The organism is Kitasatospora sp. NPDC092948 (genome assembly GCF_044754805.1).
Classification (GTDB): Bacteria; Actinomycetota; Actinomycetes; order Streptomycetales; family Streptomycetaceae; genus Kitasatospora.
Genome location: NZ_JBIVPU010000008.1, coordinates 271880 through 284874 on the forward strand (window position 1 = coordinate 271880; position 12995 = coordinate 284874).

Sequence of the window (12995 nt, forward strand, 5' to 3'; positions counted from 1 at the left end):
ATGGAAGGCAGGAAACGGTGGCAGAGAATCCTGAGAACGATGTCCTGATCATCACTCCCGACGTCAAGTGCAACGGCATCCCGCCGACCCCGGAGCAGACCGAGGGCCCGTACTACAAGCCGGCCACACCGTTCAAGACGAGCTTCCGGTCCGACGTCCCGACCGGGACCCCGATGGTGCTGTCGGGCCGGGTCGTGGACCCGGACGGCAAGCCGATCGGGGGCGCCCTGCTGGACTTCTGGCAGGTCGGCGACGAGGGCGTGTACGACGAGGAGGGGTTCACCCTCCGCGGGCACCAGTTCGCCGACGAGGAGGGGAACTGGCGGCTGGAGACCGTCCTGCCGGCCGAGTACCCGGGCCGGACGCGGCACGTGCACGTGAAGGTCCAGCCGCCCGGCGGCGGCGTCCTGACCACCATGCTGTATTTCCCCGGCGAGCGCCGGAACCGGCTCGACAAGTATTTCCGCCCCGAATGCCTGATGGACGTCCGGGAAACGCCGGAGGGGTGGCAGGCGAGTTTCACGTTCATTCTGCCCTCCTGAGCGATTCCGGGGCGCTGTCGGTCGTCGAACGAGGGTCGGCGCATTCTTTTCGGGAAGCGCCGGCCCGGCCTCGGGGAGGAATTGTGGAAGGCGAACGGAAGATCGAGGACCTGATCTACTACCAGGTCAGCGAGTACAAGATGCGGCACGGGGAGGGGATCCACCTCTACGACGCCGACGGCAGGGCGTACATCGACTGCGCCTCGGGGACGTTCAACCTCAGCCTCGGCTACGGGCACCCCGAGATCGTCAAGGCCATGCGCGAACAGGCCGACCTCCTGATCCACGCCACCTCGACGTTCCAGACCGAGCCGGTGGACCGGCTGGTGCGCCGGCTGGTCGCGGTGTCGCCGCCGAACCTCAGCCGGGTCCACCTGAAGGTCTCGGGCGGTGCGACCGCCAACGAGGGCGCCGTGAAGATGGCCCAACTGCGCACCGGACGGCGGGACGTGATCACGCTGTTCCGCAGCCACCACGGCCAGACCGTGCTGACCACGGCGATGTCCGGGGAGGCCTTCCGCCGGGCGCCGTTCCCCACCCTGGTCGCCGGCATCACCCACGTCCCGGACCCGTACTGCCTGCGCTGCTTCTACCGGCAGAGCCCCGACAGCTGCGGCCTGCTGTGCGCGGAGCGGATCAACGACTTCATCGACCACTCCTCCTCGGGCAGCGTGGCCTGCATCGTCGTGGAGCCGGTGTCCGGCTCGGGCGGCAACATCGTGCCGCCGGACGGCTACCTCGCCGCGCTCCGCCGGATCTGCGACGAACGCGGCATCGTGCTGGTCTTCGACGAGGTGCAGACCGGGATCGGCCGCACCGGCCACATGTTCGCCGCCGACCACTTCGGCGTGCGGCCGGACATCATCACCACCGCCAAGGGCCTGGGCGGTTCGGGCGCGCAGGTCGCCGCGATCCTCACCACCGAGGAACTCGCGGGCCTGGACGGCGAGTACCACTCGTTCACCTACGGCGGCAACGTGCTGGCCGCCGCCGCCGCGGACAAGACCCTGGAACTCGTCTCCCGTCCGGAGTTCCTGGCACACGTCCGGGCCGTCGGCGCCCACCTGATGGAGCGGCTGCGCGACCTGGCGTCGCGCTACCCGCGGATCGGCGACGTCCGCGGGATCGGGCTGATGATCGGGCTGGAAATGGTCGACCGGGACGGCCGGCCGGACACCCCGCTGACGCTGCACCTCGCCCACCGCGGCATGGACCACGGCCTGATCCTGCGCACCTCCCGCTACGGGCGCGGAAACGTCCTGAAGATCCGGCCGCCGCTGATCATCACCACCGAGGAGGCCGACCTGCTCTGCGACCGGCTGGAGACCCTCTTCGCCGCGGAGGCGAGCTGATGGCGGACATGAAGGACTACCTGCTCGGGCTCGCCCGGCTCGTCCGCGACGAGATCACCGCCGGCTGGGCCCGGTCCGAGAACCGCGGCGTCCGCGGCCTCTCACCGGGCGGCGACGCCCAGTTCGGCATCGACGACGTCGCCGAACGGGCCGTCTGGAAGTACGTCGTCGACCACGACCTGCCGGTCGTCCTGTTCTCCGAGGACGGCGGTCTGCGCACCCACGGCCGCAACCCCGAACACCTCCTGGTGGTCGACCCCATCGACGGCACCCGGCCGGCCGTCGCCGGCCTGGAGTCCGCCACCGTGTCCATCGCCGTCGCCCGGCTCGGCGACCGCCCCCGGATCTCGGACGTCGAACACGCCCTGCTGATGGAGTGGAAGACCGGCGCCCACCTGTACGCCGAGCGGGGCACCCCCGGGGTGGCGGCCCACGGATACCACCACCCCGTGCCCGCGCCGACCCGGACCACCGACCTCTCCCGGATGTTCTGGTCCCTGGAGTTCAACGGCCACCCCGCCCACCTGATGACCGAGGCGTACGGGCACCTCATCGACCTCTCGGCCAACACCGGCGGCGTGTTCGTCTTCAACAGCGCCACCTACTCCATCTCACGCCTGATCACCGGCCAGCTCGACGCGTACGTCGACATCGGCAACCGGCTGGTCCGCGACGACCCCGCGCTGCTCGGCGAGTTCCAACGGGTGGGCAACGGACGGGTGCTGCACCTGTTCCCCTACGACATCGCCGCCGCGGTGCTGCTGGCCGAACAGGCCGGCCTCGTCATCACCGACGCCTACGGGCAGCCGCTCGGCGACACCGCGCTCACCGAACTGGACGTCACCAACCAGCGGTCCTGCATCGCGGCGTCCACCCCGGAACTCCACCGCAAACTGCTGGACGGCATCGCCTGGCGGACCCCGGGGGAGCGGGCATGACGGACGACACCGAGTTCCGGCAGCTGCTGGAGCGGCTGTCGGCCCGGGCCAGCAGCGACTACTACAACCCGTACACCACCTTCGACTGGCCGGCCGAACTCCCCGAGGACGAGCCCTGGTTCTCGCCCGAGCTGCTGTCCGTCCACGGCACGGAGTACGTCGAGCAGCTCACCCCCGAGCAGCTGCGGGCCCTCGGCCGGGGGGAGAGCGTCAACTTCTACAGCCTCAACGTCCACGGCATCAGGGAACTGCTCATCGAGGTGATGCGGCGGATCCACACCCCCGGCTTCGAAGTCCCGTCCGAGTTCTTCCACCACTTCATCGGTGAGGAGAACGAACACATGTGGTTCTTCGCGACGTTCTGCCTCAAGTACGGCGGACGGATCTACCCGGAGAAGCGGCTGAAGCTGGCCGTCCCCACCGACGACCCGGCACGCGAGAACTTCCTGGTCTTCGCCCGCATCCTGCTGTTCGAGCAGATCGTCGACCACTACAACGTGCGGCTGGCCGCGGACGAACGGCTGCACCCGACCATCCGGCAGCTGAACCGCATCCACCACCAGGACGAGAGCCGGCACATCGCCTTCGGCGCCCGCCTGGTCCAACTGCTCTGGGAGCGGCTGCTGGAGGCCGGACTGGGCGAGGACGACCGCCGGGCCATCGGCCAGTACCTCACCGGCTACCTGTCCGCGAGCATCGGCTCCCTCTACAACCCGGCCGTCTACCGGGACGCCGGGATTCCGGACGGACTCGCCTTCCGCAAACGCCTGCTGGACCACCCGGCACGCCGGGTCGAACACCAGCGGGTACTGCGCAAGTCCAAGGACTTCCTCCGGCGGATCGGCGTCCCGGAGGCGTGAACCGGCGTCGCGCCGACCCGACACCCCCACATTCGACCGCCGTCCGGAGGAGGACGATGTCCCACACCGACCGTGCCGCGGCCCCGCCCGGCACCCGCACCGCCTGGTCCGTCCAGGACGGCCTCGCGACGCTCCACGGCCCCGCCACCGGCCTGCTGCGCGCACTCGACGACGTCTTCACCGGCTGGGCGACCGCCCGCGGCGCCGAGCCGATGACGCTGCCGCCGCTGCTGCCCGCCGCCGAACTCCGCAAACTCGACTACTTCCAGAACTTCCCGCACCTCGGCAGCACCGTCAGCCGGATCCGGCCCGACCGGCTCGACCAGGACAGCGCCAAGGCCGGGGCCGACCCCGTCCCCGCCCACGACCTCGCCGACGCCACCCACCTGCTGCCCTCGGCCGCCTGCTACGGAGCGTTCCTGCACCTCTCCGACAGCTCGCTCGACCACGACGCCTCCCTCGTGACCACCGCCGCCCACTGCTACCGCAACGAGGACCACCACGACGGCCTGCGTCGGCTCTGGGGGTTCACCATGCGCGAAATCGTCTGCCTGGGCAGCCAGGACACCGTCCGCGCGCACCTCGACCACTACCGGACGGAGGTGGCGCACTTCGCCGACCGCCTCGGCGTCGACCTGCACCGCGCCCCGGCCGGCGACCCCTTCTTCCGGCGCGACAGCCCGCGCGCCGTGCTGCAGCTCCTCGCACCGGTCAAGGAGGAGTTCCTGGCCGCCGACGGCACCGCAGTGGCCTCCCTCAACAACCACCGCAACTTCTTCGGGGAACGCTGCGCGATCCGGCACGACGGCAGGCCCGCCTTCACCGGATGCGTCGCCTTCGGACTGGAACGCTGGCTGCACGTCCTGGACCTGCGCTTCGACGGGGACCTCGACGCCGCCCGGGACGCCGTCGCCGAAGCCGGAGCCCCCCGGTGACCGGACCGGCGCCACGCCCCACCCGGCTGGAGCAGCGCCTCGGGGTGACCCTGCCGCTGCTCCAGGCCGGCATGGGCGGCGTCGCCGGCCCCGAACTGTGCGCCGCCGTCTCCCGGGCGGGCGCCGGCGGCGTCCTCGGCCTGTACAAGGAACCCCCCGAACGGATCCGCCGCCTCGTCGCCGACACCGCCGCGCAGACGGACCGGCCGTTCGGGATCAACCTGGTGCCCGAGGTACTGGCCCCGGACCGCTGCCGGGCCCAACTCGACACGGCTGTCGGCGTCCTGCCGGAGCGGGCGTTCGTCACGTTCTACGGGCTGCCCGCACCGGACCTGCTGGCGGCGGCCGTCCGGGCGGGCCTGCCGGTGGTGGTCCAGGTCGGCACCGCGCCCGCCGCCGGCCGGGCCCTCGAACAGGGCGCCGACGTCGTCGTGCTCCAGGGCGTCGAGGCGGGCGGCCACCTCCTCGGCGCCCTGCCCGCCCTGCCCCTGCTGCGGGCCGTCCGCCGCGACCACCCCGACGCCGTCCTCGCCGTCGCCGGCGGAATCGCCACCGGCGCCGACCTCGCCCGCGCCGTCACCGAAGGCGCCGACGGAGCGATGGCCGGCACCCTCTTCGCCGCGGCCCGGGAATCCGAGGCCCACCCGGAATTCAAACGCCGGATCGTCGCGGCCACCGCCGCCGACACCGTGGTGACGACCGTCTTCGACATCGGCTGGCCGAACCGGCCACACCGGGTCCTGCGCAACGCGACGACCGCGCCCGGCCCCCGACAGCCCGCCCGGTTCATCGCCACCACCACCGCCCCCGACGGCCGCCGGCTGCCCGTCCCCCGGTACAGCGCCGCCGTACCGTCCATCCGCACCGAGGGCCGGATCGAGGACATGGCGATGTACTGCGGCGACTCCTGCGAACGGATCACCGCCACCGAACCCGGCGCCGCCCTGGTGGACCGCATCCGCGCCGAATACCGCCGCGCGCTGCGCCGCACCCGCCCCGAGCACCGCCGCACACCGCGCCACACCCGCCCCGACCCGGCCCGTCAAGAAGGAGAAGTGCCAGGGTGAATGACTCCCTCAAACCGGTGGTCGACTGGCTGCGCGCCCGCAACCCCGCGCTCGGCGACATCCCCGCCGACCTCGACCTGATCGAGAACCGGATCGTCGACTCCCTCGCCTTCATGGAGTTCATCCTGTTCCTCGAAGGCCTCGTCGGCCGCGAACTGGACGTCGCCGAGCTGAGCGCCGACCAGTTCCGCACCCTGCACGCCATCGAGGAGAACTTCCTCGCGGGAGAAGGGAGTCGCTGAATGTGGCAGGGCACAGCGGTCTCGCTCCATCTCGCGCCGACCCACGGCGCGCCCCTCGTCGAGGTGCCGGAAGCCGTCGCCGTCACCGGCCGCGGCCTGGAAGGCGACCGCTACTTCCAGGACCGCCCCGACGACACGCCACCTCGACGGGCTCCCGGCCGCGCGTCCCGCGTCTGCGAGATCTCCCTCCTCGACATCGACGCCCTGACCGCGCTGGAACGCGAGCACCGGATCCACCTCACCCACTCCGAGGCGCGCCGGAACGTGGTGTGCCGCGGCGTTCCGCTCACCGAACTCGTCGGCCTGGAGTTCACCGTCGGAGACCACGTGCGCCTGCTCGGCCTCGCCCTCAGCGAACCCTGCGCCCGGCTCGAACAGCTCACCCGACCCGGCGTCCTGCGCGGACTCCTCCACCGCGGCGGCCTGCGCGCCCGAATCGTCGAAGGCGGCATCCTCCGCACCGGCGACCCGATCCGCCCGGCAGGGCCGGGCCTCGACGGCCCCGAGCAGCAGTTCGCGCCCTTCGCCACCCGATGACGCCGGACCTCGACGACGCCGGACCTCGACGACGCCGGACCTCGACGACGCCGGACCTCGACGACGTCTGACCGGCCAGCGCCACGACCGGAGCGCCCGGCCTGCCGGTTCGCCGCCTTGGGCACGTCCGGACGACGGGGATGCGGGGGAGCAGGGCGGGAAGGCGCGGTGGAGGATGCCCCAGCCGGTGATCTGGGTGGCGCATAGGGCGGGCAGTGCGGCCCCGCTCAGCTGGGACGCTGCCGTCATCGCGGTCAGCAGCAACCACTGGTCGCGGCGGTGGCCTCGACCTCGGTGGGCGCGGAGCAGCAACCGCCGGTCTCCGCGGGCGCCTCGGTCGGCGCGGAGCAGCAACCGCTGCTTTCGGCAGGGGCCTCGGTCTCGGTGGGGGCCGAGCAGCAGCCGCTGTCGGCGGTGGCCTCCTCGGCACCCAGGGTGATGAGCTGCGGGGCGCTGCCGAGGGTGAGGACTGCGGGCTCGGCCGTGGGGGTGGAGCAGCAGCCGCCTGCGCCCTGGGTGGCGTCGGGGTCGTCGAAGAGGCCGGCGCCGCCGCACACGCCCGTTTCGGGGAGGGTCAACTCGACGCGGGCGGCGGCCTCGTGGTCGCCGGCGAGGAGGGCGGAGATGGAGCGGACCTGCTCGTAGCCGGTGCGGGAGAGGAACGTCGGCGCGCGGCCGTAGGACTTCATGCCGACCAGGTAGAGGTCCTGTTCGGGGTGCGTCAACTCGCGTGCGCCGTGCGGGTAGACGGTGCCGCAGGAGTGCTGGTTGGGGTCGATCAGCTCGGCGAGGAAGACCGGGGCCTGGAGGCGCTCGTCCAGGTTGAGGCGCAGTTCGTCGAGGAAGGAGAGGTCGGGGCGGAAGCCGGTCAGCACGATGATCTCGTCGACGGGCCGGCTGCGGCGGCCGTCCTCGGCGACCAGGACGAGCTGCTCGCCGTCGGCCTCGATCGCGGTGGTGCGGAAGCCGGTGAGCGCGCTGGCGTGCCCATCCTCGACGGCCTTCTTGGCGCGCAGGCCGAGTGAGCCGCGTTCGGGCAGCTGGTCGGCGGTGCCGCCGCCGTAGGTGGAGCCGGAGATGCCGCGGCGCAGGATCCACTCGGCGTGGGTGCCGGGGGCGTCCTTGGCGAGGTCGGCGAGCAGGGCGAGCGCGGTGAACGCGGACGCGCCCGCGCCGACGACGGCGGTGCGCCTGCCCGCGTAGCGCTGCCGGACGTCGGGGTCGGTGAGGTCGGGGACGTAGTAGGAGATCTTCGCGCTCGCGGCGCGCTCGCCGAGCGCGGGCAGGCCGTTGCCGCCGGCCGGTCCGGGGGTGGACCAGGTGCCGGAGGCGTCGATCACCGCGCGGGCGAGGACGCGCTCCTCGCTCCCGTCGGCGTGCTCAAGGTGCACGGTGAACGGCTGCTGCTCGCGGTCGGCGTCGACGATCCGGTCCCGTCCGGCGCGGGCGACGCCGGTGACGCGGGCGTCGTAGTGGACGCGGTCGCCGAGGACGTCGGCCAGCGGCTGGAGGTACTGCGCGACCCAGTCGCCGCCCATCGGGTAGGCGTCGGCGGCGGGGTGGACCCAGCCGGTCGGGGCGAGGAGCTTCTCGGCGGCGGGGTCGACGACCTCCGCCCACTGCGAGAACAGCCGCACGTGCGACCACGCGCGGACCGCCGTGGCGGCGCTCGGCCCGGCCTCCAGCACCACCGGCTCGATGCCGTACTCGATCAGGTGCGCGGCGGCGGCCAGACCGACCGGCCCGGCACCGATGACGACGACGGGCAGCTGCTCGGCGGCGGAGGCGTTCACGGCGGTACTCCCTCACTGTTTCGACACCTGTCGATGTCTCGGTCGCTGTCAGCGTGGCACTCGATTCGACGGGCGTCAACATAGACGCTCATCAATGTTGTGCGGGGGTCGCACCTCTGGGCTTCCCTCCTTGCTTCCCTCCTTGGTTCGGTAGATGTCAATATTGATGCATGTCGAACGTGAAGGTGCTGCCGCTGCTGGAGCCCGACGACGCCGTGCCCTGCTGTCCGCCGCTGACCGCCGTCGCCCTGTCGGAGGACGACTCCGTGCGAATGGCGGCCATGTTCAAGGCGCTCGGCGATCCGGTGCGGCTGCGGCTGTTCTCCCGCGTCGCCTCGCACGAGGGCGGGGAGGCGTGCGTCTGCGACATCCAGGACGTCGGGGTGTCGCAGCCCACCGTCTCCCACCACCTGAAGAAGCTCCGCGAGGCCGGTCTGCTGACCTCCGAGCGGCGCGGGACGTGGGTCTACTACCGTGTCGAGCCGTCCGTGCTGGCCATGATGGCCGACCTGCTGGGCGCCGCCCGCTGACCCGCCCCGGGGGACCATGCCGATGTCCACGCCCGCCGCCGTCACCGTCGAGCCGATGGCCGCCGGCCACGCCGAGCAGGTCCTGGCGATCTATCAGGCAGGCATCGACGGCGGCAACGCCACCTTCGAGACCGCTGCGCCGAGTTGGGAGCAGTTCGACCGGTCCAAGCTGACGGACCACCGCTTCGTCGCCCTCGACGGGGTCGGCCGGGTGCTGGGCTGGGTGGCGGCCGTCGGGGTCTCCGACCGGTGCGTCTACGCGGGGGTGGTCGAGCACTCCGTCTACGTTCACCCCGAGGCCCGGGGGCGCGGCGTCGCCGGGCTGCTGCTGGAGGCGCTGATCGCCTCGACGGAGGCGGCCGGGATCTGGACCATCCAGTCCGGCGTGTTCCCGGAGAACGCGGCCAGCCTCGCCGTCCACGCCAGGGCGGGCTTCCGGATCATCGGCACCCGCGAGCGCATCGCCCGCCACCACGGTACCTGGCGCGACACCGTACTGATCGAACGCCGCAGCCCGGCGATCGGCTGACCGCAGCACGCGCGTCGGCGTGGCGATCGGCGGTGGCGCGCCCGCGTGGGCGACCGGCCCTGCTGCACGGGCCTCGCGATCGGAGACCTTCACGGCTGCCGGCTCAGCACTCGTCGCCGCCGCACAGGGTCTCCACGTCGGTCACCTCCTTCCGGGCCCGGGGCGGGGCGGGTGCCGGGCTCGAAGGCCCCGGCCATGCGGCGGCGCAGCAGCCGCTCGGCGATCCGCAGCAGGTGCCCGTGCGCGGTGCTTCGGCTCAGGTTCTCGACGGTGGGCCTGGGAGTGGGCTCCCCGGGTCAAGTCCCGTTTGCTGTACGCGACTCAGCCGAGCAGCGTGCGGAGCTGCTCGGCGGCGGTGCGGCCGACGCCGATGAGGGTGGCGGAGGCGGGGCCGGTCCAGTTGCCGTAGCCGAGGAGGTGGATGCGGGGGTCTTCGAGGGTGCGGGTGCCGTCGGTGGGGATGCGGCCGTTGGTGCGGTGCAGGCCGAGGGGGCGGGTGGCGGCCAGGTCGGGGCGGAAGCCGGTGCACCAGATGATCGTGTCGCAGTCCCAGGTGGTGCCGTCCGGCCAGGCCGGTCCGGTGGCGGTGAGGCGGTCGAACATGGGGTGTGCGGTGAGCAGTCCGTGGTCGCGGGCGGCGCGGACGGGTGCGGTGACGACGATGTCGCCGAGCGAGGCGACGCCGGTGTGGGTCTCCCCGGCGGCGTGGGCGCGGACCTGGTGGGTGGCGAGTTCGAAGAGCGCGCGTCCGTCGACGGAGTCCGGCAGGAAGCGTGGCGGGCGGCGGGTGACCCAGCGGGTGTCGGCGACGGCGGTGAGGTCGGCGGCGATCTGCGCGCCGGAGTTGCCGCCGCCGACCACGGCGACGCGCTGCCCGGCGAAGTCGGCTGCCGTGCGGTAGCCGGTGGTGTGGAGTTGACGGCCGGTGAACTGTTCGCGTCCGGGGACGGCGGGGACGAAGGGGCGTCGCCACGATCCGGTGGCGAAGACCACGGCCTGTGCGTGCCAGGTGTCGGCGTCGGTGTCGGTGTGGACGGTGAGGTGGTCGGGGGTGCGTTCGACGCCGGTCACGTGGACGGGGCGGTGGACGGGCAGTTGGTAGCGGTCCTCGTAGGCGGCGAGGTAGGCGGCGACGTGCCGGGCGTCGGGGTATGTCGCGCCGCGCTGGTGGGGCATCGGCCGGCCGGGGAGGGAGGAGTACTCGGCGGGGGAGAACAGGCGCAGGCTGTCCCAGTAGTGCTGCCACGCGCCGCCGGGTGCGTGGTTGGCGTCGAGGATGGCGAAGTCGAGTCCGGCGCGGCGCAGGTAGTAGCCGGCGGCGAGTCCGGCCTGGCCGCCGCCGATCACGACGACCTGTCGGTGCTGCTCGGCGGCGGTCATCGCCCGCCCCCGGCGCGGTGGACTCGATCGGTGGGGCGGGTGACGGCCCGAGCCCGCTGCCGGCGGTTGCGGGCAGCGGGCTCGGGGCCGATCGTCGCAGGCGTCTGCGGGCAGCTCACTGCTACTGCTCCACCGGGTGGGCGGTGCGGGCGGTGAACTTCTTGCGCCAGGCGAGGGAGACGTACACCAGGGCGATCAGGACGGGCACCTCGATGAGCGGGCCGACGACGCCGGAGAGGGCCTGGCCGGAGGTGACGCCGAAGGTCGCGATGGCGACGGCGATGGCGAGTTCGAAGTTGTTGCCGGCTGCGGTGAAGGCGAGGGTGGCGGTGCGGTCGTAGGCGAGGCCGAGGGCCTTGCCGAGGGCGAAGGTGCCGAACCACATGATCGCGAAGTAGGCGAGCAGGGGCAGCGCGATCCGGGCGACGTCCAGGGGCTGGGAGGTGATGGTCTTCCCCTGGAGGGCGAAGAGGATGACGATCGTGAAGAGCAGGCCGTAGAGCGCCCAGGGACCGATCTTCGGCAGGAACTTCTGCTCGTACCTCTCGCGGCCGAGCTTCTTCTCGCCGAGGCGGCGGGTGAGGAACCCGGCGAGCAGCGGGATGCCGAGGAAGATCAGCACGTTGACGACGATCTTGGCGACGGAGAAGTGCAGGCCGTCCTGGTGCAGGCCGAGCCAGCCGGGCAGGACGTCGAGGTAGAACCAGCCGAGAACACCGAACATGACGACCTGGAAGACCGAGTTGAGGGCGACCAGGACGGCGGCGGCCTCGCGGTCGCCGCAGGCGAGGTCGTTCCAGATGATCACCATGGCGATGCAGCGGGCCAGGCCGACGATGATCAGGCCGGTGCGGTACTCGGGCAGGTCGGGGAGGAAGATCCAGGCGAGGGCGAACATCACGGCCGGGCCGAGCACCCAGTTGATCACCAGGGAGGAGGCCATCAGCTTCCGGTCGCCGGTGACGGTGTGCAGGCGGTCGTAGCGGACCTTCGCCAGCACCGGGTACATCATGACCAGCAGGCCGAGGCCGATCGGCAGCGAGACCCCGCCGACCTCGACCTTGGCGAGGGCGTCGTTCAGGCCGGGGACCAGGCGGCCGAGACCGAGTCCGAGGCCCATGGCGAGCAGGATCCACACCGCGAGGTAGCGGTCCAGGAAGGAGAGCTTGCCGACCAGCCCGGCCTCGCCTGTCTGCGAGGGGGCGGAGGTCTTGGTCGGGGTCACGGACAGGACCTCTTCGTGTCGGCGCACGCGGTGGCGCGGGCGGTGGCGGCGAGATCGCCGAGGAAGCCCGCGAGGGACTCCAGGGCGTCGGGGCGGAGCTTGTAGTAGGTGAAGCGGCCGCAGGGCTCGGTGTCGACCAGTCCGGCCTCCCGAAGGATCTTCAGGTGGTTGGACAGGTTGGTCTGCCGGGCGCCGGTCTCCTCGACCAGGTGGCTGGTGCACAGGGCCTCGCGGGCGAGCAGCGTGAGGATCTGCATCCTCAGCGGGTCGGCCACGGCCTTCAGCACGTTCACCGCGCCGGTCGCATCACTCTCTACTGACATCACCATGTGATGATACGTTAGCCGGTCTCGGCGGCGGTTCCAAGCCTGCGACCCGGGCGGGTGCAGCCGCGTTCGCTGTCTTGGAAGGGGCTGTCGGAAGTGTCGGGTGGGGCCTTCGCCGTCGGATTCGCATCACCATCGACTGACATCATCGTGTGGTGATACGTTTCGCGATGTCGGCCGGTGCTCCGAACGGGCCGTCGAGCCCGCAGTGCCGTCGGTCTGCGGGCACCGCAACTGCCGCAAGGCCGCTACCGCAGGCACTGCCGCCCCCGTCCGGGCGTGTCACGCTGCGCCCCGTCTCCGAGGAAGAGCGAGATGACTGCCTCCCCCGCAGCCTCCGTGCTGTTCGTCTGTGTCCACAACGCCGGCCGCTCCCAGATGGCCGCCGGTTTCCTCCAGCACCTCGCGGGCGACCGCGTCGAGGTCCGCTCCGCCGGCTCCATGCCCGGGGACCAGGTCAACCCGGCGGCCGTCGCGGCGATGGCCGAGGTCGGCGTCGACATCTCCGACCAGAAGCCGAAGATCCTCACCACCGAGGCCGTCCAGGCGTCCGACTACGTCATCACCATGGGCTGCGGCGACGCCTGCCCGTACTTCCCCGGCAAGAAGTACCTGGACTGGAAGCTGGAGGACCCGGCCGGTCAGGGCGTCGAAGCCGTCCGCCCGATCCGCGACGAGATCCGCACCCTGATCGAGAACCTGATCGCCGAGATCGACGCCAAGCAGCTGGAGGGCTGAC

Annotated in this window: 15 protein-coding genes; 11 read left to right on the plus strand and 4 right to left on the minus strand. The window is 72.0% G+C overall.

Annotated elements, in window-relative coordinates; translation table 11 throughout:
* Positions 1–17: 17 nt before the first annotated feature.
* The 8 genes from ACIQF6_RS24070 to ACIQF6_RS24105 all read left to right on the plus strand — a co-directional run bounded on the left by ACIQF6_RS24070 (position 18) and on the right by ACIQF6_RS24105 (position 6473).
* Positions 18–542 carry a hypothetical protein gene (locus tag ACIQF6_RS24070; protein ID WP_400898280.1) on the plus strand — a complete coding sequence of 175 codons (525 nt, stop codon included), beginning with the start codon at positions 18–20 and terminating at the stop codon, positions 540–542.
* Positions 543–625: 83 nt separating this feature from the next.
* On the plus strand, positions 626–1894 hold the full coding sequence (locus ACIQF6_RS24075) for an aspartate aminotransferase family protein (protein ID WP_400898282.1): 1269 nt from the start codon (positions 626–628) through the stop codon (positions 1892–1894).
* A complete protein-coding gene (locus tag ACIQF6_RS24080) occupies positions 1894–2832 on the plus strand; it encodes an inositol monophosphatase family protein (RefSeq protein WP_400898284.1) in 939 nt (312 codons plus the stop codon). The genes ACIQF6_RS24075 and ACIQF6_RS24080 overlap by 1 nt, the downstream gene beginning before the upstream one ends.
* Positions 2829–3692: a diiron oxygenase gene (locus ACIQF6_RS24085; RefSeq protein ID WP_400898286.1), complete on the plus strand. Its 864-nt coding sequence runs from the start codon at positions 2829–2831 to the stop codon at positions 3690–3692. The genes ACIQF6_RS24080 and ACIQF6_RS24085 overlap by 4 nt, the downstream gene beginning before the upstream one ends.
* A 56-nt stretch (positions 3693–3748) precedes the next feature.
* Positions 3749–4627 (plus strand): hypothetical protein, encoded by an 879-nt coding sequence (locus tag ACIQF6_RS24090; RefSeq protein ID WP_400898288.1) that lies wholly within the window; start codon positions 3749–3751, stop codon positions 4625–4627.
* Complete coding sequence (locus ACIQF6_RS24095) at positions 4624–5694, plus strand: NAD(P)H-dependent flavin oxidoreductase (RefSeq protein ID WP_400898290.1); 1071 nt, start codon at positions 4624–4626, stop codon at positions 5692–5694. The genes ACIQF6_RS24090 and ACIQF6_RS24095 overlap by 4 nt, the downstream gene beginning before the upstream one ends.
* Positions 5691–5936: an acyl carrier protein gene (locus ACIQF6_RS24100; protein ID WP_400898292.1), complete on the plus strand. Its 246-nt coding sequence runs from the start codon at positions 5691–5693 to the stop codon at positions 5934–5936. Before ACIQF6_RS24095 ends, ACIQF6_RS24100 begins: the two co-directional genes overlap by 4 nt.
* A complete protein-coding gene (locus ACIQF6_RS24105) occupies positions 5937–6473 on the plus strand; it encodes an MOSC domain-containing protein (protein WP_400898294.1) in 537 nt (178 codons plus the stop codon).
* 254 nt (positions 6474–6727) lie between these two features.
* Here the strand turns inward: ACIQF6_RS24105 and ACIQF6_RS24110 are convergent, their stop codons facing one another.
* Positions 6728–8266, minus strand: coding sequence for an NAD(P)-binding domain-containing protein (locus ACIQF6_RS24110; RefSeq protein WP_400898296.1), 1539 nt, complete (start codon positions 8264–8266; stop codon positions 6728–6730).
* Positions 8267–8436: 170 nt separating this feature from the next.
* Here ACIQF6_RS24110 and ACIQF6_RS24115 point away from each other — a divergent pair, with 170 nt between their 5' ends.
* Together ACIQF6_RS24115 and ACIQF6_RS24120 are read left to right on the plus strand one after the other, a co-directional pair.
* Positions 8437–8796, plus strand: a complete 360-nt coding sequence (locus tag ACIQF6_RS24115) for an ArsR/SmtB family transcription factor (protein ID WP_400898298.1) — start codon at positions 8437–8439, stop codon at positions 8794–8796.
* A gap of 22 nt (positions 8797–8818) precedes the next feature.
* Positions 8819–9325 (plus strand): GNAT family N-acetyltransferase, encoded by a 507-nt coding sequence (locus ACIQF6_RS24120; RefSeq protein ID WP_400898300.1) that lies wholly within the window; start codon positions 8819–8821, stop codon positions 9323–9325.
* A gap of 321 nt (positions 9326–9646) precedes the next feature.
* Here ACIQF6_RS24120 and ACIQF6_RS24125 read toward each other — a convergent pair whose 3' ends face one another.
* From ACIQF6_RS24125 to ACIQF6_RS24135, 3 genes are all read right to left on the minus strand, one after another.
* The gene (locus ACIQF6_RS24125; RefSeq protein ID WP_400898302.1) at positions 9647–10705 is read right to left on the minus strand and encodes an ArsO family NAD(P)H-dependent flavin-containing monooxygenase; all 1059 of its coding nucleotides are present in this window, start codon (positions 10703–10705) and stop codon (positions 9647–9649) included.
* A 121-nt stretch (positions 10706–10826) separates the two neighbouring features.
* Positions 10827–11936 (minus strand): ACR3 family arsenite efflux transporter, encoded by a 1110-nt coding sequence (gene arsB, locus ACIQF6_RS24130; RefSeq protein ID WP_400898364.1) that lies wholly within the window; start codon positions 11934–11936, stop codon positions 10827–10829.
* Positions 11927–12259: an ArsR/SmtB family transcription factor gene (locus ACIQF6_RS24135; protein WP_400898304.1), complete on the minus strand. Its 333-nt coding sequence runs from the start codon at positions 12257–12259 to the stop codon at positions 11927–11929. Before ACIQF6_RS24135 ends, arsB begins: the two co-directional genes overlap by 10 nt.
* Positions 12260–12571: 312 nt before the next feature.
* Between ACIQF6_RS24135 and ACIQF6_RS24140 the strand changes: the two genes are divergently transcribed.
* The gene (locus ACIQF6_RS24140; protein ID WP_400898306.1) at positions 12572–12994 is read left to right on the plus strand and encodes an arsenate reductase ArsC; all 423 of its coding nucleotides are present in this window, start codon (positions 12572–12574) and stop codon (positions 12992–12994) included.
* Position 12995: the final 1 nt, after the last annotated feature.

What these genes read in the sequence shown, in the direction of transcription:
- ACIQF6_RS24085 (WP_400898286.1), top strand. Translation starts at nt 2,829, where the DNA reads ATGACGGACGACACCGAGTTCCGGCAGCTGCTGGAGCGGCTGTCGGCC.
- ACIQF6_RS24135 (WP_400898304.1), bottom strand. Translation starts at nt 12,259, where the DNA reads ATGGTGATGTCAGTAGAGAGTGATGCGACCGGCGCGGTGAACGTGCTG.
- ACIQF6_RS24120 (WP_400898300.1), top strand. Translation starts at nt 8,819, where the DNA reads ATGTCCACGCCCGCCGCCGTCACCGTCGAGCCGATGGCCGCCGGCCAC.
- ACIQF6_RS24090 (WP_400898288.1), top strand. Translation starts at nt 3,749, where the DNA reads ATGTCCCACACCGACCGTGCCGCGGCCCCGCCCGGCACCCGCACCGCC.
- ACIQF6_RS24140 (WP_400898306.1), top strand. Translation starts at nt 12,572, where the DNA reads ATGACTGCCTCCCCCGCAGCCTCCGTGCTGTTCGTCTGTGTCCACAAC.
- ACIQF6_RS24115 (WP_400898298.1), top strand. Translation starts at nt 8,437, where the DNA reads ATGTCGAACGTGAAGGTGCTGCCGCTGCTGGAGCCCGACGACGCCGTG.
- ACIQF6_RS24080 (WP_400898284.1), top strand. Translation starts at nt 1,894, where the DNA reads ATGGCGGACATGAAGGACTACCTGCTCGGGCTCGCCCGGCTCGTCCGC.
- ACIQF6_RS24105 (WP_400898294.1), top strand. Translation starts at nt 5,937, where the DNA reads ATGTGGCAGGGCACAGCGGTCTCGCTCCATCTCGCGCCGACCCACGGC.
- ACIQF6_RS24125 (WP_400898302.1), bottom strand. Translation starts at nt 10,705, where the DNA reads ATGACCGCCGCCGAGCAGCACCGACAGGTCGTCGTGATCGGCGGCGGC.